The 19,427-nt window shown below is 55.3% G+C and carries 13 protein-coding genes and 1 tRNA gene; 7 read left to right on the top strand and 7 right to left on the bottom strand.

Annotated elements, in window-relative coordinates:
• Positions 1 to 36: 36 nt before the first annotated feature.
• Positions 37 to 124, bottom strand: a tRNA-Ser gene (locus QNN88_RS22645).
• A gap of 196 nt (positions 125 to 320) precedes the next feature.
• Complete coding sequence (locus QNN88_RS22640) at positions 321 to 1,181, bottom strand: pirin family protein (RefSeq protein ID WP_414242127.1); 861 nt, start codon at positions 1,179 to 1,181, stop codon at positions 321 to 323.
• 106 nt (positions 1,182 to 1,287) lie between these two features.
• Here QNN88_RS22640 and QNN88_RS22635 point away from each other — a divergent pair, with 106 nt between their 5' ends.
• Positions 1,288 to 2,199, top strand: coding sequence for a LysR family transcriptional regulator (locus tag QNN88_RS22635; RefSeq protein WP_414242126.1), 912 nt, complete (start codon positions 1,288 to 1,290; stop codon positions 2,197 to 2,199).
• 74 nt (positions 2,200 to 2,273) lie between these two features.
• Here QNN88_RS22635 and infA read toward each other — a convergent pair whose 3' ends face one another.
• The 5 genes from infA to trxB form a co-directional block, all read right to left on the bottom strand.
• Entirely contained in the window at positions 2,274 to 2,492 is a 219-nt protein-coding gene (gene infA / locus QNN88_RS22630; protein ID WP_001040187.1) for a translation initiation factor IF-1, read from the bottom strand.
• Positions 2,493 to 2,787: 295 nt separating this feature from the next.
• Positions 2,788 to 3,492: a leucyl/phenylalanyl-tRNA--protein transferase gene (gene aat, locus QNN88_RS22625; protein WP_414242125.1), complete on the bottom strand. Its 705-nt coding sequence runs from the start codon at positions 3,490 to 3,492 to the stop codon at positions 2,788 to 2,790.
• A 44-nt stretch (positions 3,493 to 3,536) separates the two neighbouring features.
• On the bottom strand, positions 3,537 to 5,258 hold the full coding sequence (cydC, locus tag QNN88_RS22620; RefSeq protein WP_414242124.1) for a heme ABC transporter ATP-binding protein/permease CydC: 1,722 nt from the start codon (positions 5,256 to 5,258) through the stop codon (positions 3,537 to 3,539).
• The gene (cydD, locus tag QNN88_RS22615; RefSeq protein WP_414242123.1) at positions 5,258 to 7,024 is read right to left on the bottom strand and encodes a heme ABC transporter permease/ATP-binding protein CydD; all 1,767 of its coding nucleotides are present in this window, start codon (positions 7,022 to 7,024) and stop codon (positions 5,258 to 5,260) included. Before cydD ends, cydC begins: the two co-directional genes overlap by 1 nt.
• Before the next feature lie 114 nt (positions 7,025 to 7,138).
• The gene (gene trxB, locus QNN88_RS22610) at positions 7,139 to 8,107 is read right to left on the bottom strand and encodes a thioredoxin-disulfide reductase (RefSeq protein ID WP_414242122.1); all 969 of its coding nucleotides are present in this window, start codon (positions 8,105 to 8,107) and stop codon (positions 7,139 to 7,141) included.
• A gap of 544 nt (positions 8,108 to 8,651) precedes the next feature.
• Here trxB and lrp point away from each other — a divergent pair.
• The 6 genes from lrp to dmsA form a co-directional block, all read left to right on the top strand.
• Positions 8,652 to 9,146 carry a leucine-responsive transcriptional regulator Lrp gene (gene lrp / locus QNN88_RS22605; RefSeq protein WP_000228469.1) on the top strand — a complete coding sequence of 165 codons (495 nt, stop codon included), beginning with the start codon at positions 8,652 to 8,654 and terminating at the stop codon, positions 9,144 to 9,146.
• Positions 9,147 to 9,280: 134 nt separating this feature from the next.
• Positions 9,281 to 13,297 carry a DNA translocase FtsK gene (ftsK, locus tag QNN88_RS22600; RefSeq protein WP_414242121.1) on the top strand — a complete coding sequence of 1,339 codons (4,017 nt, stop codon included), beginning with the start codon at positions 9,281 to 9,283 and terminating at the stop codon, positions 13,295 to 13,297.
• A gap of 111 nt (positions 13,298 to 13,408) precedes the next feature.
• Positions 13,409 to 14,020 carry an outer membrane lipoprotein chaperone LolA gene (gene lolA, locus QNN88_RS22595; protein ID WP_414242120.1) on the top strand — a complete coding sequence of 204 codons (612 nt, stop codon included), beginning with the start codon at positions 13,409 to 13,411 and terminating at the stop codon, positions 14,018 to 14,020.
• A gap of 8 nt (positions 14,021 to 14,028) precedes the next feature.
• Positions 14,029 to 15,372 carry a replication-associated recombination protein RarA gene (rarA, locus tag QNN88_RS22590; RefSeq protein WP_414242119.1) on the top strand — a complete coding sequence of 448 codons (1,344 nt, stop codon included), beginning with the start codon at positions 14,029 to 14,031 and terminating at the stop codon, positions 15,370 to 15,372.
• Between the two features lie 92 nt (positions 15,373 to 15,464).
• A complete protein-coding gene (serS, locus tag QNN88_RS22585; protein WP_414242118.1) occupies positions 15,465 to 16,757 on the top strand; it encodes a serine--tRNA ligase in 1,293 nt (430 codons plus the stop codon).
• A 228-nt stretch (positions 16,758 to 16,985) separates the two neighbouring features.
• A partial coding sequence (gene dmsA, locus QNN88_RS22580) for a dimethylsulfoxide reductase subunit A (protein ID WP_414242117.1) occupies positions 16,986 to 19,427 on the top strand: 2,442 nt, incomplete at its 3' end.

Genomic DNA, 19,427 nt, shown 5'->3' with positions numbered 1-19,427 from the left:
GAGCCGATACATAAGTACCGGCTCTCATCTGAAATATGGCGGTGAGGGGGGGATTCGAACCCCCGATACGTTGCCGTATACACACTTTCCAGGCGTGCTCCTTCAGCCACTCGGACACCTCACCATATTGTATTGCTGCCTGACCGCTTGGGGGGCAACGGGGCGCTACTATAGGGAGTTGCGTTAAAACGGTCAAGCAGTATTTACGCTTTGCTTCTCGTTTGGTTACGCATTGTACATCTTCCCCAACGGAACCCGTCGGGGAAGCGATTTAGCGTTGTGAATCCAGCAATTCGAGGCTCTTCACGACCTCCTCACGCTCAGATTTGACCAAAGCGGCCCCCATTAAAATCGCGAATGGCTTCTGCGATTTCTTGTCTGGTATTCATGACAAACGGACCGTAGCCGACGACCGGTTCATTCAGCGGCTCTCCCGACAGTAACAATACGCTGGCATCGCGGGTGGCTTCCAGATGCAGCGTGTCCCCTTGCTGGCTTAATACCACCAGTTGCGCCTCGCTTGCTGTTGTCGATCCATTTACCGTGATTGAGCCTTTCAGGATGACCAGCGCGGTACTCCACCCTTCAGGTTGCGAAAGCGTCACCGGGCGCGCCTGTTGTAACCGCATATCCCAGACGTTCAGCGGCGAGAACGTGTGTGCCGGACCGGTCGTCTGCTGATACTGACCGGCAATGATTCGCGCTGTCCCTGCATCGTCCGGCAGCTCAACGGTCGGAATGAAATCCTGGGTGATGCTCTGATAACCCGGCGCCGTCATTTTGTCTTTTGCTGGCAGGTTCACCCACAGTTGCACCATCTCCAGTTCTCCCCCCTTATGGGTGAAAGCTTCAGAGTGAAATTCTTCATGCAGAATGCCAGCACCCGCGGTCATCCATTGCACGTCGCCGGGGCCGATAATGCCGCCGCGACCGGTTGAATCGCGATGCTCAACTTCACCGCGGTACACGATTGTCACCGTTTCAAAGCCACGGTGGGGATGTTCACCCACTCCACGCTTTTCCGCTCCCGGCGCGAAGGTATGGGGGCCGGCATAGTCGAGCAGCAGAAAGGGGCTCAACTGCTCTGCGTGGGACTGGTACGAAAACAGTGAACGAACCGGAAATCCATCGCCAACCCAGTGCGGACGAGGTGCGGTATAGACGCCTGTAACCTGTTTCATCATTCTCTCCTCAATGGCTTGTTACGTTATGAATAAGCTTATATTCATGACAGTGAGGTGAGTAGTGGCTAAAATGAACCTCATCGTTCTGAAATTGGAACAATAAATGATAAAGCCGGATCTCAATGATTTTGCGTGGTTTGTCCATGTCGTGGAGCAGGGCGGGTTTGCCGCAGCCGGTCGCGCACTCGATGAACCGAAGTCAAAGCTCAGCCGGCGCATTGCGCAACTGGAGGAGCAACTGGGAGTGCGACTCATCCAGCGGACGACGCGGCAGTTTAACGTCACGGAAGTGGGGCAAACGTTCTATGAACACTGCAAAGCGATGCTGGTAGAAGCACAGGCGGCGCAGGATGCGATTGCCGCATTGCAGGTTGAACCTCGTGGCGTGGTGAAGCTGACGTGTCCGGTAACGCTGCTTCATGTCCACGTGGGGCCGATGCTGGCGAAATTTATGGCGCGCTACCCCGATGTGACGTTGCAACTCGAAGCCACGAATCGTCGCGTTGATGTGGTAGGGGAAGGCGTTGATATTGCGATCAGAGTGCGTCCGCGACCGATTGAGGACAGCGATCTGGTGATGCGGGTGCTTGCGGACCGCGCACACCGGTTGTTTGCCAGCCCGGCACTGATCGCACGCATGGGCCCCCCTACGGTGCCGTCGGAATTAAGCCGTTGGCCCGGGCTGAGTCTCTCGGCAGGCAAACATATTCATCGCTGGGAACTGTATGGCCCACAAGGAGCCAGAGCGGAAGTGCACTTTACTCCACGATTTATCACGACCGACATGCTGGCATTACGCGAGGCGGCCATTGCCGGCGTCGGTGCCGTGCAACTTCCTGTCTTAATGGCGAAAGAACAGCTTGCGGCCGGGGAACTGGTTGCATTACTGGAAGGTTGGGAACCACGAAGAGAGGTCATTCACGCGGTTTTCCCTTCACGCAGGGGATTGCTGCCATCGGTCAGAGCGCTGGTGGATTTTCTGACGGATGAGTATGCGCGAATGGCGGAGGAGTAGGGATTTTCATGCAACAAAAAAGGCCGGCTTGACCGACCTTTTATTATCTGGGCGCCATTCGGGCGTGAAAACACTCAGCGACTACGGAAGACAATGCGGCCTTTGCTCAGGTCGTACGGGGTCAGCTCAACAGTCACTTTGTCGCCCGTCAGGATGCGGATGTAGTTTTTACGCATTTTACCGGAGATGTGTGCAGTAACCACGTGACCGTTTTCTAACTCTACGCGGAACATGGTATTAGGTAACGTTTCGAGAACGGTACCCTGCATTTCAATATTGTCTTCTTTGGCCATCTAATCCTCTGGGGTATCACTACCGTAATTTGAACCGGCAAGATAATGCCGAAGTTCTTTTAATAAGTAAAGATTTGCACGTTTAAAACGCAGCAAACAAAATTTGGCGCATTACTCCGGATCGCTTCAAAAACACACGACAAAGCCGCACGTGAAGCGCAACGTATAAGGGAGCGATGAGATAAACGATGGCGTTACCTGACGCGAACGGATCCTTAACGGCAGCGGGGTAATGGGCTAAACCAACTCTGCGTCCGCAATTATAACACCCTGACAAAAAATGTGCCGAAAACATTCACCCCTGGGGCAAAAATAACGTGCGAGGGACCCAAAAATCGCGAGGTAAACGTTGCTGGCGCAATGCATCGAGGTGTTCCAGATATACCCGGCGCGGAATTTCGACCGCCCCTAACGATTCGGTATGACTATTGAGCACCTGACAATCCATTAATTTGCCGCCCTGCCGGACAAATTCTGCGCAAAAAACCAGCAGTGCAGTTTTTGACGCATTCTCTTGTCGGCTGAACATCGATTCGCCGCAAAACAGAGCCCCCTGGGAAACGCCATACATCCCGCCAACCAGCGTATTTTCGCGCCAGACCTCAATGGAGTGCGCATGTCCCAGTTCGTGCAGTCGGTGATAGGCCTCCACCACGCCCTGGGTGATCCAGGTGCCTTCATCGCGATCGTTGGCGCACCCTTCGATGACCTGACCAAACGCGTAATTCAGCGTGACGCGATATGGAGAACGCTTATGGAAGCGCTTCATGCTGCGGCTGATATGAAAAGTGTCAGGCCACAGGACGGCACGAGGATCCGGCGACCACCAGAGAATAGGGTCGCCAGGCGAAAACCACGGAAAAATACCCCGTTGATAGGCCATCAGCAGGCGCGCAGGGCTGAGATCGCCCCCAAGCGCCAGCAGGCCGTTTGGCTCGCGTAAAGCGCCCTCCGGCGAAGGGAAGGCGATAGAGTGTCGGGAAAGCTGAACCAGGCGCATGACAGCAGAACTCCAGTACGCGAGTCGGATCGTTCAATAATAGCTTACAGACCTTGCTTAAACTGGTAATAACGACCCTGCTGCGCTAACAGATCTGCGTGATTACCTTGCTCAATAATTTGGCCGTTGTCCATCACTATTATTTGATCAAAACGTGCAAGTCCGCGCAGGCGATGCGTCACCATCAGTAACGTTTTTTCGCGCATCACCTCTGCCAGCAATTCAAGCATTTGGCTTTCGGTCGTCGCATCCAGGCCTTCCGTCGGTTCATCAAGCAGCATCAGCGGCGCATCGTGCAAAAGTGCGCGGGCGATCGCCAGGCGACGCAGTTCGCCACCGGATAACTGACGACCGCCTTCGCCCAGCCAACTGTTGAGGCCAGCATCGTCGAGGAGTTTCTCCAGCCCAACGCGGCGCAACGTGTCTGCCAGCTGTTCGTCACTGGCGTCGGGCGCCGCAAGCAACAGGTTGTCGCGCAGGGTGGCGCTGAACAAGTGCACGCGCTGCGGCACAACGCTGACGGTTTTGCGCAGCGTCGCTTCATTCAATGTTGCAATCGGACGACCATTAAGCAGGATCTCGCCCTGCTGCGGATCCCACGCGCGCGTCAGCAACTTGAGTAATGTCGATTTACCGCACCCGGTGCGTCCAAGAATGGCGATGTGTTCGCCTGGATTCACCTGGAGAGAGAGCGAATCCAGCGCCTTTTGCGCCTGTTCGGGATAGCTGAATGAAACATCACGCAGCGTCAGGGTGACCCGATCCGGGACGTCGGATACGTCAGTCGGGAAAGTGACTTCTGGCTTCTGTTCAGTCAGCTCCGTGATCCGCATGGCGGAGGCGATGACCTGTCCCAGATGCTGGAATGCGCCGGTAACCGGAGCCAGCGCTTCAAATGCCGCCAGCGCGCAAAAGACAAACAGGGCAATCAGCGCGCCAGGCTGAGCGTTACCACCTACGCCGCCTGCCGCCATCCATAGCATCAGTAAGATGGCGACGGCACCGATGAGCAACATCAGCGCCTGTGACAGAGCCGTAAGTTCAGACTGGCGACGCTGCGCTTCGTGCCACTGTAACTCGGTGGTCTCCATCTGCGCGCGGTAGCGGTCGCTGGCGCCGAAAATGGTCAATTCAGCCTGGCCCTGTAGCCATGAGGTCAGTTGCTGGCGATACTGTCCGCGCAGGTGCGTCAGGTTTTGTCCGGTAGTTTTACCGGCGCGATAAAACACCGGCGGCATAATAAACAGCGTCAACAGCATCACGCCGCCGAGGGTGCAGGCGAGGGTAACATCCAGCACGCTCAGACCGATCGTCACGACCATAATCACCACAAAGGCGCCCACCAGGGGAGAGATAACACGCAGGTAGAGGTGATCCAGCGTATCCACATCTGCCACTATGCGGTTCAACAGTTCGCCCTGACGATAACGGGCCAGTCCGGCAGGGGAGAGCGGTAACAGCTTGCTGAAGGTATGAACGCGTAAATGTTGCAGTACGCGGAAGGTCGCATCATGGCTGACCAGTCGCTCAAAATAGCGTCCGGCAGTCCGGGTAATGGCCGCGCCGCGCACACCCGCAGCAGGCAGCATATAATTAAAACTGTAGATACCGGCAAAACCCGCGACGGCTGACGCAGAAAGGAACCAGCCGGACAGCGTCAGCAGGCCAATACTGGCGAGCAGGGTGATGATTGCCAGCACAATACCCAGCGTTAACATCCATTTGTGACGTTTATAGAGCGTCAGATAAGGCAGCAGCGCGCGCATTAGATTTCCTCCTGACGATGGGCCAACAGCGTCGCAAATGCGCCATTGGCGGTACTCAGTTCGGCCCAGGATCCCTGTTCGATAATCTGTCCGTCCTGCATCACCCAAACCGTATCCCAGTCAGCAAGATCTTCAAGCTGGTGCGTGACCATCAGAGTGGTCTGGCGTTTTGAGGCCGCTTTCAGCGCCTGCATGACCCGCTGTTCGCTATGGGCGTCCAGGCTGGCCGCAGGCTCATCCAGCAGCAGCAGCTTGCAGGAATTAAGGAGCGCGCGGGCTACCGCCACGCGTTGCGCCTGACCAACGGACAGACGTCCGGCCTGATCGCCAACGGGCGTATCCACGCCCTGTGGTAACAGCGGCAGGAATTCACTGACCCAGGCGCTATCAAGCGCGGTACGCAACTCTTGCTCACTGGCATTCGGGCGTGCCAGCAGAACGTTTTCCCGTATCGTCGCCGCGGGCAACTGCGGGTTTTGTCCCACCCAGGAGAGCTGCTTACGCCAGGACTCCGGGGATAAATCGCGAAGTTCCACTCCGTTAATACGCAGCGATCCCTGATAAGAGAGGAAGCCGGAAAGCGCATTCAGCAACGAACTCTTACCTGAACCGCTACGCCCCACAAGTACGACCCGCTGCCCGGCAGCTACGGAAAAATTCAACGGTCCTGCCAGCGTTTTACCTTCCGGCGAGGTGATGATGAGATCTTCAGCATCAATGGAAACAGGTTCTTGCGTGGAGAGTTCCATATCGCCTTGTTCAGGATGGGCGAGCGGCGTTTCCATAAAAGTTTTCAGGCTGTCAGCCGCGCCTACCGCCTGTGCTTTAGCGTGATAAAACGTCCCCAAATCGCGCAGCGGCTGGAAAAACTCAGGGGCCAGAATGAGGGCGAGGAAGCCTGCTGCCAGCGTGACGCCCGTGCCGTAGTGGCCAAAATTAAGTTCGCCGAGGTAGGAAAAACCAAAGTAAACCGCGACCAGCGCAATGGAAAGCGAGGTAAAAAACTCCAGTACACCCGATGATAAAAAGGCGAGGCGCAGCACTTCCATTGTGCGCTGGCGGAAATCTTGCGATGCGACGCGAATACTTTCCGTTTCCGCTTCACCACGGCCAAAAATGCGCAGGGTATCCATTCCGCGTAAGCGATCGAGGAAATGTCCGCTCAGACGGGCCAGCGCGAGGAAATTACGCCGGTTAGCATCGGCAGCGCCCATACCGACCATCGCCATGAACAGCGGGATCAGCGGCGCGGTGCCGAGCAGGATAAGCGCAGCGGCCCAGTTTGACGGGAAAATAGCCGCCACGATCAGGATGGGCACACACACTGCCAGCGCCATCTGCGGCAGATAGCGTGCGTAGTAATCGTGCATGTCGTCAATTTGCTCCAGCACCAGCGTGGCCCAACTTCCTGCTGGCCGCCCCTGGATCCACGCTGGACCCGCCTGCTGAAGGCGGTCCAGCACCTGACGGCGGATCTCAAAACGGATGTGCTGGCCTGCGTGAAAACCTACGCGTTCGCGTAGCCATACGACCCAGGCGCGCAGGATAAAAACCAACACCAATACGACAAATGGCAACAGCAACGCCTCACGCGGGATGTTCTCCATGATCATATGTTGCAGAATGCGGGCCATTATCCAGGCCTGAGCGACAATCAGTAAGCCACTCACGAACCCCAGCAGGCGGGAAATCATTAACCAGCGTTGGGAAATGACACTTTGCTGTTTTAACCAGCGGGTTAGCTCTTGTTGACGAGTTTTATTCATTGCGCACTTTGCAGGTGAGTTATCAGAATTTTTAGGCAGCGCAATGTTACAACGGGGCAAAAATAAAGGCGACTTATAGTCGCCTTATTTACTTTTGTTACTGATTTGTAAAAACTATTTGCACGCGTCGGCTAAACCATCAAGGTAGCGTTCGGCATCCAGCGCCGCCATACAACCGGTGCCAGCGGAGGTGATAGCCTGACGGTAAATATGGTCCATCACGTCGCCCGCAGCGAAGACGCCCGGGATGCTGGTCTGGGTCGCGTTACCATGGCTTCCGGACTGCACTTTGATGTAGCCGTTTTCGAGCTCAAGCTGTCCTTCGAAAATTGCCGTGTTCGGGCTGTGACCGATGGCCACAAACAGACCTGCGACGTCCAGCGACTCAATGTTTTCCGCATTCTGCGTATTACGCAGGCGCAGACCCGTGACGCCCATCTGATCGCCAGTCACTTCTTCCAGCGTGCGGTGGGTGTGCAGCACGATGTTGCCGTTCTCCACTTTGTCCATCAGACGTTTAATCAGAATTTTTTCCGCGCGGAAGCTGTCGCGGCGGTGAATCAGGTGAACTTCAGAGGCGATGTTCGCCAGATACAGTGCTTCTTCGACTGCCGTGTTACCGCCGCCGATAACCGCGACTTTCTGGTTACGATAGAAAAAACCGTCGCAGGTCGCGCAGGCAGAAACGCCACGGCCTTTGAATGCCTCTTCTGACGGCAGACCGAGATAGCGAGCGGACGCGCCGGTAGCGATGATCAGCGCATCACAGGTGTATTCCGCGCTGTCGCCAATCAGACGGAACGGACGATGCTGCAGGTCCACTTTATTGATGTGATCGAAGATGATCTCAGTTTCAAACTTAGTCGCATGCTCGTGCATACGTTCCATCAACAGTGGCCCGGTCAGATCGTTCGGATCGCCCGGCCAGTTTTCCACTTCGGTCGTGGTGGTCAGTTGGCCGCCTTTCTCCATACCGGTGATCAGAACCGGCTGCAGGTTTGCGCGCGCAGCATAGACCGCTGCGGTGTATCCCGCCGGGCCGGAACCCAGGATAAGCAGTTTACTGTGTTTGGTCGTGCCCATGAGATCCTCATTGTTGTTGGCAGGCAATGGGCTGGATTGTAGGGAATTTGACGGCGTAAAAAAAGAGTACAGCGATTTTGTTAACAATTTGTGTAATAGAGACAACCAATGAGTGACCCAATCTGCGGCCCGCCATCAAGAATACTACTTAAAATCGCTCAGTTATAAGGTGATAAAATGATGAATCATCTTAACGCTTAATGAATAACTGGCATGTTGTACTAAAAATCGATGTTTTACTTTGACAATCCCCTGCTGTTTTGCGAAAACATTCGAGGAAGAAAAAAACAGTGTTGTGTGTGTGCTGCATAATCATGCATATAAATACCATGTTTACCGGGCTAGCGAAATCTACGCATGGTGTGGACAGACGCCATTCGTGATGTCGATAGCTGCCGTCAGGCAACGGTCTTCTCACTATAGACCAGGCATTGCGCGCCGTTAAATCCTCTGGGTTTCGGTCTATTGTGATGGGCATCGACTCTCGACATGATGTCTGATGAGTCAGGCAGGAGTAGGGAAGGAATACAGAGAGACAATAATAATGGTAGATAGCAAGAAGCGCCCTGGCAAAGATCTCGACCGTATTGATCGTAACATTCTTAATGAGCTGCAAAAGGATGGGCGTATTTCTAACGTCGAGCTTTCTAAACGAGTGGGACTTTCCCCGACGCCCTGCCTTGAGCGTGTGCGTCGTCTGGAAAGACAGGGTTTCATTCAGGGCTATACAGCTTTGTTAAACCCGCATTATCTGGATGCATCACTTCTGGTATTTGTTGAGATTACTCTGAATCGTGGCGCTCCGGATGTGTTTGAACAATTCAATGCCGCCGTACAAAAACTTGAAGAAATTCAAGAGTGTCATTTGGTGTCCGGTGATTTCGACTATCTGTTGAAAACACGTGTGCCGGACATGTCAGCGTACCGTAAGCTGCTGGGGGAAACCCTGCTGCGTTTGCCTGGCGTCAATGACACCCGTACTTACGTGGTCATGGAAGAAGTCAAACAGAGTAATCGTCTGGTTATTAAGACGCGCTAATACGGAACAGGTGCAAAATCGGCGTATTTTGATTACACTCCTGTTAATCCATACAGCAACAGTGCCGGGGTAACCCGGTGCTGTTGTCCGTTTTAGCATCGGGCAGGAAAAGCCTGAAACCTGGAGAGCCTTTTTTGAGCCAGGAATACACTGAAGACAAAGAAGTCACATTGACAAAGTTAAGCAGCGGGCGCCGACTTCTGGAGGCGTTGCTGATTCTTATTGCCCTTTTTGCCGTCTGGCTGATGGCAGCCTTATTGAGCTTTAATCCTTCTGACCCCAGTTGGTCGCAAACGGCCTGGCATGAACCTATCCATAATCTGGGTGGGGCGCCGGGGGCCTGGCTGGCGGATACCCTGTTCTTTATTTTTGGGATTATGGCCTACACCATTCCTGTCATCATTGTGGGTGGCTGTTGGTTTACCTGGCGTCATCAGGCGACCGATGACTATATCGACTATTTTGCTGTCTCGCTGCGCATCATTGGCGTGCTGGCGCTTATCCTCACGTCTTGCGGTCTTGCCGCGATTAACGCAGATGATATCTGGTATTTCGCATCCGGCGGGGTGATTGGCAGTCTGTTGAGTACCACGCTGCAACCTCTGCTGCACAGCAGTGGCGGCACGATTACGCTTCTGTGCGTGTGGGCGGCAGGGCTGACGCTCTTCACTGGCTGGTCGTGGGTCAGTATTGCCGAAAAACTGGGCGGCTGGCTGCTCAATATCCTGACCTTTGCCAGCAACCGTACCCGCCGCGATGACACCTGGGTGGAAGACGACGAATACGAAGACGATGAAGAGTATGAAGACGAAGCCGAGGGCGGGAAACGTGAATCCCGTCGTGCACGTATTCTTCGTGGTGCGCTGGCGCGCCGTAAACGTCTGGCTGAAAAATTTATCAATCCGCATGGTCGTCAGACCGATGCGGCGCTCTTCTCCGGCAGACGCATGGATGATGACGATGAGATCGCGTACAGCGCGCGCGGCGTCGCAGCCGACCCTCAGGATGTCCTGTTCTCGGGCCATCGTGCAACGCAGCCGGAATATGATGAGTACGATCCGCTGTTAAACGGTCATTCGGTGACCGAACCCGTCGCTGCTGCTGCGGCGGCAACGGCTGCGACTCAGGCCTGGGCCGCGCCGGTTGATCCGGTTATGCAAACATCGCCCGTACCGGGGGCCGAAACGGTTCCTGTCCAACCTGCGGTGGAATGGCAACCGGTTCCGGGTCCACAAACCGGCGAGCCGGTGATCGCGCCTGCGCCGGACGCTTATCCGCCGCACACTGAGTATGCACAACCGCACCAGGCGCAGTATGAAACGTGGCAGCAGCCTGTTCCGACTGAGCCGCAATACGCTGCGCCTGCGGCCCCTGAAGCAGGCTATCCGCCGCCAGGCGCACCACAGCAGCCGTGGCCGCAACCACAGCCTGCGCAAGAGCAGTCCTGGCAACCCGAGCCTGTCCCGCAGCCGGTTTATGCTCAACCCACTTATCAGCCTGAGCCTTTGCAGCCGCAGGAGCCTTTTGTTCAACAGTCTTCCGCTGTAGAGCCAGAGCCGGTTGTGGAAGAGACGAAGCCTGCACGTCCGCCGCTGTACTACTTTGAAGAAGTGGAAGAAAAGCGCGCGCGTGAACGTGAGCAACTGGCCGCGTGGTATCAGCCGATTCCTGAACCTGTTAACGCACCAGAACCGGTGGTTCCTGCATCCTCAGCTGCGCCTTCCATACCGCCTGTTGATGCCGCTGCGGCCATTGCGCCGATCGCTGCAGGCGTGAAGGATGCGACATTATCAGCCGGTGCGACTGCAGCAGCCGCAGCGCCAGTCTTCAGCCTCGCAAACGGCGGAGCGCCGCGTCCGCAGGTGAAAGAAGGGATTGGGCCGCAACTGCCTCGTCCCAATCGCGTACGTGTACCGACACGCCGTGAACTGGCATCGTATGGCATTAAATTGCCTTCTCAGCGTATGGCTGAGGAGAGAGCGCGTGAAGCCGGTCAACACGATCCGCAGTATAGCGATGATGAAATCGACGCCATGCAACAGGACGAACTGGCTCGTCAGTTTGCCCAGTCGCAGCAAAGTCGTTATGGCGACGAGTATCAGCATGAGGCGACGCAGGCGGACGATGAAGATATCGCTGCGGAAGCTGAACTGGCGCGCCAGTTTGCCTCTTCACAGCAACAGCGTTACGCCGGTGAGCAACCTGCCGGAGCGAATCCCTTCTCGCTGGATGATTTTGAGTTTTCACCCATGAAAACGCTGGTGGATGAGGGGCCGCATGAGCCGCTGTTTACACCAAGTGTAATGCCGGAGTCTGCGCCTGTTCAGCAACCTCCAGCGCCGCAGTATCAACAGCCGGTAGCGCCGCAACCACAGTATCAGCAGCCGCAACAGCCGGTAGCGCCTCAGCCACAGTATCAGCAGCCGCAACAGCCGGTAGCACCGCAGCCGCACTATCAGCAGCCGCAACAGCCGGTAGCGCCTCAGCCGCAGTATCAGCAGCCGCAACAGCCGGTAGCGCCGCAGCCGCACTATCAGCAGCCGCAACAGCCGGTAGCGCCGCAGCCGCATTATCAACAGCCGCAGCAACCCGCCGCGCCACAGCCGCAGGAAAGCCTGATTCACCCGCTGCTGATGCGCAACGGTGACAGTCGTCCGCTACAAAGACCGACGACGCCACTGCCTTCGCTGGATCTGTTGACGCCGCCGCCGAGTGAAGTGGAACCGGTTGATACATTTGCGCTAGAGCAGATGGCGCGCCTGGTTGAAGCCCGCCTGGCTGACTTCCGCATCAAGGCTGATGTGGTGAATTACTCCCCTGGGCCGGTAATCACCCGTTTTGAGCTGAATCTGGCACCAGGCGTGAAAGCAGCGCGTATTTCCAACCTTTCTCGTGACCTGGCGCGTTCGCTTTCCACTGTTGCGGTGCGCGTGGTTGAAGTGATTCCGGGTAAACCGTACGTCGGCCTGGAATTACCGAACAAAAAACGGCAAACCGTTTACCTGCGTGAAGTGCTGGATAATGCGAAGTTCCGTGAAAACCCGTCGCCGCTGACCGTCGTGTTGGGGAAAGATATTGCCGGCGATCCGGTGGTGGCCGATCTGGCGAAAATGCCGCACCTGCTGGTGGCGGGGACAACCGGTTCGGGTAAATCGGTTGGGGTGAATGCTATGATCCTCAGCATGCTTTACAAGGCCCAGCCGGAAGACGTTCGTTTCATCATGATCGACCCGAAAATGCTGGAGCTGTCGGTATACGAAGGCATTCCGCATCTGCTGACGGAAGTCGTCACCGATATGAAAGACGCTGCCAATGCCCTGCGCTGGAGCGTTAACGAGATGGAACGTCGTTACAAACTGATGTCGGCTCTGGGCGTGCGTAATCTGGCGGGCTACAACGAGAAGATTGCCGAAGCGGCGCGGATGGGGCGTCCGATTCCGGACCCGTACTGGAAACCGGGCGACAGTATGGATGCGCAGCATCCGGTACTGGAAAAACTGCCGTATATCGTTGTGCTGGTGGACGAATTTGCCGACCTGATGATGACGGTCGGTAAGAAAGTTGAAGAGCTGATTGCCCGACTGGCGCAAAAAGCCCGAGCGGCAGGCATTCACCTGGTGCTGGCGACGCAGCGTCCGTCAGTCGACGTCATCACCGGGCTTATCAAAGCCAATATTCCGACCCGAATCGCGTTCACCGTATCCAGTAAGATTGACTCGCGTACCATCCTCGATCAGGGCGGTGCAGAATCGCTGCTGGGAATGGGGGATATGCTTTACTCTGGCCCTAACTCCACTATGCCGGTGCGTGTTCACGGTGCGTTTGTCCGTGACCAGGAAGTGCATGCGGTGGTGCAGGACTGGAAAGCGCGTGGTCGTCCACAGTATGTTGATGGCATCACTTCCGATAGTGAAAGTGAAGGTGGCGGCGGTGGATTTGACGGCGGCGAAGAGCTGGATCCGTTATTTGATCAGGCAGTGAACTTTGTGACGGAAAAACGCAAAGCGTCAATTTCAGGCGTACAGCGTCAGTTCCGTATTGGCTACAACCGCGCGGCGCGCATAATCGAACAGATGGAAGCGCAGGGGATCGTCAGTGAGCAGGGCCATAATGGGAATCGCGAAGTGCTGGCACCTCCGCCGTTTGAGTAAATGCAAAGTTACGTAATTCAGTATTGTCTTCTTTCCTCACGCTGATTTTTGGCCTGGAATGGACAGCAGAGGGATCTCCCGGTCGGGAGTGACGTATTTTGAGGAATAACAATGAAAAAATTCGCAATCACCTGTGCATTACTCTCAGGATTCGTAGTAAGCAGCGTCTGGGCGGATGCCGCCAGCGATCTGAAAAGCCGCCTGGATAAAGTCGGCAGCTTCCACGCCAGCTTCACCCAGAAAGTGACCGATGGCAGCGGTAACGCCGTTCAGGAAGGCCAGGGTGATTTGTGGGTGAAGCGTCCCAACCTGTTTAACTGGCACATGACGCAGCCCGACGAGAGCATTCTGGTTTCTGATGGCAAAACGTTGTGGTTCTTCAACCCGTTTGTTGAACAGGCGACAGCAACCTGGCTGAAAGATGCGACAGGCAATACGCCGTTTATGCTGATTGCGCGTAATCAGTCCAGCGACTGGCAGCAGTACAACATTAAACAAAACGGCGATGACTTCGTGCTGACGCCGAAAACGAGTAACGGTAACCTGAAGCAGTTCACTATCAACGTGGGACGTGACGGGACCATTCATCAGTTCAGCGCCGTGGAACAGGACGACCAGCGCAGCAGTTATCAGCTGAAGTCTCAGCAGAATGGCGCTGTTGACGCATCGAAATTTACCTTTACCCCACCGCAAGGCGTAACGGTAGACGACCAACGTAAGTAGAGGCATGCGTGAGCAACCTGTCGCTCGATTTTTCTGATAATACTTTTCAGCCACTGGCAGCGCGGATGCGGCCAGAAAATTTAGCGCAGTATATTGGTCAACAACATCTGCTGGCTGCGGGTAAACCGTTGCCGCGGGCGATTGAAGCCGGACATCTGCACTCCATGATCCTGTGGGGACCGCCGGGTACCGGTAAAACCACGCTTGCTGAAGTGATTGCCCGCTACGCCGATGCCGACGTTGAGCGGATATCGGCGGTCACCTCTGGCGTGAAAGAGATCCGTGAAGCCATTGAACGCGCCCGACAGAACAGAAATGCCGGGCGTCGCACCATTTTGTTTGTCGACGAAGTCCATCGCTTTAACAAAAGCCAACAGGATGCGTTTCTGCCACACATCGAAGACGGCACAATCACTTTTATCGGGGCAACTACCGAAAACCCATCGTTTGAGCTTAATTCCGCACTGCTGTCGCGGGCGCGCGTCTATTTGCTCAAATCGTTGACCACGGAAGATATCGAACAGGTTCTGCGTCAGGCGATGGAAGACAAGGCGCGGGGGTACGGTGGGCAGGATATCGTTCTGCCGGATGAAACCCGCATAGCCATCGCGGAACTGGTTAACGGCGATGCGCGTCGGGCGCTGAACACGCTGGAAATGATGGCTGATATGGCAGAAGTGGATGACAGCGGTAAGCGTGTCCTTCTGCCCGCCTTGTTGACGGAAATAGCCGGTGAACGCAGCGCACGTTTCGATAATAAAGGCGACCGTTTCTACGATCTTATTTCCGCATTGCATAAATCGGTTCGCGGCAGCGCGCCGGATGCGGCACTTTACTGGTATGCGCGCATCATCACGGCTGGCGGCGATCCGCTGTATGTGGCGCGCCGTTGCCTGGCGATTGCTTCCGAAGATGTGGGCAATGCCGATCCGCGTGCGATGCAGGTGGCGATTTCCGCCTGGGACTGCTTCACGCGCGTGGGGCCTGCTGAAGGCGAACGCGCCATTGCCCAGGCGATCGTTTATCTGGCCTGTGCGCCAAAAAGTAATGCGGTGTATACCGCTTTTAAAGCGGCGATGTCCGATGCCCGTGAACGTCCTGATTATGACGTGCCTGTTCATCTGCGCAATGCACCGACGAAGTTGATGAAAGAGATGGGCTATGGGCAGGAATATCGCTACGCGCATGATGAACCGAATGCCTATGCCGCAGGGGAGGAATATTTCCCCCAGGAGATGGCACAAACGCGCTATTATCACCCCACAAACAGAGGTCTTGAGGGCAAGATTGGCGAAAAGCTCGCCTGGCTCGCCGGACAGGATCAAAATAGCCCTATAAAACGCTACCGTTAGCGCAGACGTTGCGGTAATGTTGGCAAAGTATCCCTGTGACTGCAGGCTGTGGTCACATTTTCCCATTTCAATTCGATAAGCACAGGATAAGCATGCTCGATCCCAATCTGCTGCGTAATGAGCCAGACGCAGTCGCTGAAAAACTGGCACGCCGGGGCTTTAAGCTGGATGTAGATAAGCTGCGCGCTCTTGAAGAGCGTCGTAAAGTTTTGCAGGTTAATACTGAAAACCTGCAGGCAGAGCGTAACTCTCGATCGAAATCCATAGGCCAGGCGAAAGCGCGCGGGGAAGATATCGAGCCTTTACGTCTGGAAGTGAACAAACTGGGCGAAGAGCTGGATGCCGCAAAAGCGGAGCTGGATGTTTTACAGGCTGAGATCCGCGATATCGCGCTGGCCATTCCAAACCTGCCTGCAGACGAAGTGCCGGTCGGTAAAGACGAGAACGACAACGTCGAAGTCAGCCGCTGGGGCACACCGCGCGAATTCGATTTTGAAGTTCGCGATCACGTCACGCTGGGCGAAATGCATGCCGGGCTGGATTTTGCCGCTGCCGTTAAGCTGACCGGCTCCCGTTTTGTGGTGATGAAAGGGCAGATTGCCCGTATGCACCGTGCGCTCTCGCAATTCATGCTGGATCTGCACACAGAGCAGCATGGCTACAGCGAAAACTACGTTCCGTATCTGGTAAACCATGACACCCTGTACGGCACCGGTCAGTTGCCGAAGTTTGCCGGCGATCTGTTCCATACCCGTCCGCTGGAAGAAGAAGCTGACAGCAGCAACTACGCGTTGATCCCAACGGCGGAAGTGCCGCTGACCAACCTGGTGCGCGATGAGATCATCGATGAAGATCAGTTGCCAATTAAAATGACCGCGCACACACCGTGCTTCCGCTCTGAAGCGGGTTCCTACGGTCGTGATACCCGTGGCCTGATCCGTATGCATCAGTTCGACAAAGTTGAAATGGTACAGATCGTTCGCCCGGAAGATTCCATGGCGGCGCTGGAAGAAATGACCGGTCATGCGGAGAAAGTGCTGCAACTGCTGGGTTTGCCCTATCGCAAAATTATTCTTTGCACCGGCGACATGGGTTTTGGCGCATGCAAAACCTACGATCTGGAAGTGTGGGTACCAGCGCAGAATACCTACCGCGAAATCTCTTCCTGCTCGAACGTCTGGGATTTCCAGGCGCGTCGTATGCAGGCTCGCTGCCGCAGCAAGTCCGACAAAAAGACCCGTCTGGTGCATACTCTGAACGGTTCTGGTCTGGCGGTCGGTCGTACCCTGGTGGCTGTGATGGAAAACTACCAGCAGGCTGATGGCCGTATCGAAGTGCCGGAAGTATTGCGTCCGTACATGAACGGACTGGAATTTATCGGCTAATTCTCGTTTCTTCCTTTCTAAAAAGCGCCTTTAGGCGCTTTTTTTATGCCTGTTTGATACCGGACAATAATCATTACCCCCTATGGGGTAATACTACCTTCGAATGAAATTCAGCATTTTACGCTGCTATCCTGTTGAATCGCTATGTATATGACTACATAGCGATACTTAAGTATAAAAAAATAATGTCATTTTTGTTTTTACTGTGAGCAAGCAGAGTGAGCCTTTATGAAAACTAAGATCCCCGATGCCGTGATGGCAGCTGAGGTGAGTCGTCGTGGTTTAGTCAAAACGACGGCGATAGGCGGTCTGGCGATGGCCAGCAGCGCGTTTACCCTGCCATTTACCCGTATCGCTAATGCCGCAGAAGCGCTCAGCCCTGCGCAGGCCAGCGAAAAAGTCATCTGGAGCGCGTGTACCGTAAACTGCGGCAGTCGCTGCCCGCTACGCATGCACGTGGTTGATGGCGAAATCAAATACGTTGAAACCGATAATACTGGCGATGACAACTACGAGGGATTGCACCAGGTGCGTGCCTGTCTGCGTGGTCGCTCAATGCGCCGTCGCGTTTATAACCCGGATCGCCTGAAATACCCCATGAAGCGCGTCGGTAAGCGTGGAGAAGGGAAATTCGAACGCATCACCTGGGATGAGGCTTACGACATCATCGCCAGCAACATGCAGCGTCTGATTAAAGATTACGGTAACGAGTCTATCTACCTGAACTACGGCACCGGTACGCTGGGCGGTACGATGACCCGTTCCTGGCCGCCGGGAAATACCCTGGTAGCGCGTCTGATGAACTGCTGCGGCGGTTATCTGAACCACTATGGCGATTACTCTTCGGCACAGATTGCTGCAGGTCTGAACTATACCTACGGCGGTTGGGCGGATGGTAACAGCCCGTCTGACATTGAAAACAGCAAGCTGGTGGTACTGTTTGGTAATAACCCTGGCGAAACGCGCATGAGCGGCGGCGGGGTGACCTACTATCTGGAACAGGCGCGACAAAAATCGAATGCCCGGATGATTATTATCGATCCGCGCTATACCGATACCGGGGCCGGTCGAGAAGACGAGTGGATCCCGATTCGTCCGGGTACCGATGCGGCGCTGGTGAATGCGCTGGCTTATGTGCTGATTACTGAGAATATGGTCGATCAGCCGTTCCTCGATAAGTACTGCGTGGGCTACGACGAGAAAACGTTGCCAGCCAGCGCGCCGAAGAATGGTCACTATAAGGCCTATATCCTCGGGCAGGGGAATGACGGTACGCCAAAAACGCCTGAGTGGGCGGCGCAAATTACCGGTATTCCGGCCGACCGCATTATCAAACTGGCGCGTGAAATCGGCAGCGCAAAACCGGCCTATATCAGCCAGGGCTGGGGACCGCAGCGCCACGCGAACGGCGAAATTGCCACCCGTGCCATTTCAATGCTGGCTATTTTGACCGGTAACGTCGGGATCAACGGCGGCAACAGCGGCGCACGTGAAGGCTCTTACTCTCTGCCGTTTGTACGGCTGCCTACGCTGGAAAACCCGGTAGAAACCAGTATTTCCATGTTTATGTGGACTGACGCGATTGAACGCGGGCCGGAAATGACTGCGCTGCGTGATGGCGTGCGCGGCAAAGATAAACTCGACGTGCCGATTAAGATGATCTGGAACTACGCCGGTAACTGTCTTATCAACCAGCACTCGGAGATCAACCGCACGCACGACATCCTGCAGGATGACAAGAAGTGCGAAATGATTGTCGTCATCGACTGCCACATGACGTCATCAGCGAAGTATGCCGATATTCTGCTGCCGGATTGCACGGCATCTGAGCAGATGGATTTCGCGCTGGATGCCTCCTGCGGGAATATGTCCTACGTGATTTTCGCCGATCAGGCCATCAAGCCGCGTTTTGAATGCAAAACCATCTATGAAATGACCAGTGAACTGGCGAAGCGCCTGGGCGTCGAGCAGCAGTTTACCGAAGGACGCACTCAGGAAGAGTGGATGCGTCATCTGTACGAACAGTCGCGTAAAGCCATTCCGGAGCTGCCGACCTTTGAGGAATTCCGTAAGCAGGGGCTGTTTAAGCAGCGCGATCCGCAAGGACATCACGTGGCCTATAAGGCGTTCCGTGACGATCCGCAGGCCAATCCCTTAACCACGCCGTCAGGTAAAATCGAAATCTACTCGCAGGAACTGGCTAAGATTGCCGCCACCTGGGAACTGCCGGAAGGCGATGTCATCGATCCGTTGCCGATCTACACGCCAGGTTTTGAGAACTACAACGACCCGTTGACCAAAGATTATCCGTTGCAGCTTACGGGCTTCCACTATAAATCTCGCGTTCACTCCACCTACGGCAACGTGGATGTCCTGAAGGCATCGTGCCGCCAGGAAATGTGGATCAACCCGCTCGATGCGCAAAAGCGCGGAATCAACAACGGCGACAAAGTTCGCATCTACAACGGGCGCGGGGAATTGCATATCGAGGCGAAAGTAACGCCGCGTATGATGCCGGGCGTGGTGGCGTTAGGCGAGGGGGCCTGGTATGACCCGGATGCCAAACGCATTGACCAGGGCGGTTGTATCAACGTTCTGACCACCCAGCGCCCGTCTCCACTGGCGAAGGGGAACCCGTCACATACGAACCTTGTTCAGGTTGAGAAGGTG

Source organism: Citrobacter sp. ANG330 (genome assembly GCF_047467925.1).
GTDB classification, from domain to species: Bacteria; Pseudomonadota; Gammaproteobacteria; order Enterobacterales; family Enterobacteriaceae; genus Citrobacter_A; species Citrobacter_A amalonaticus_G.
This window is presented reverse-complemented; position numbering and strand designations above follow the sequence as displayed.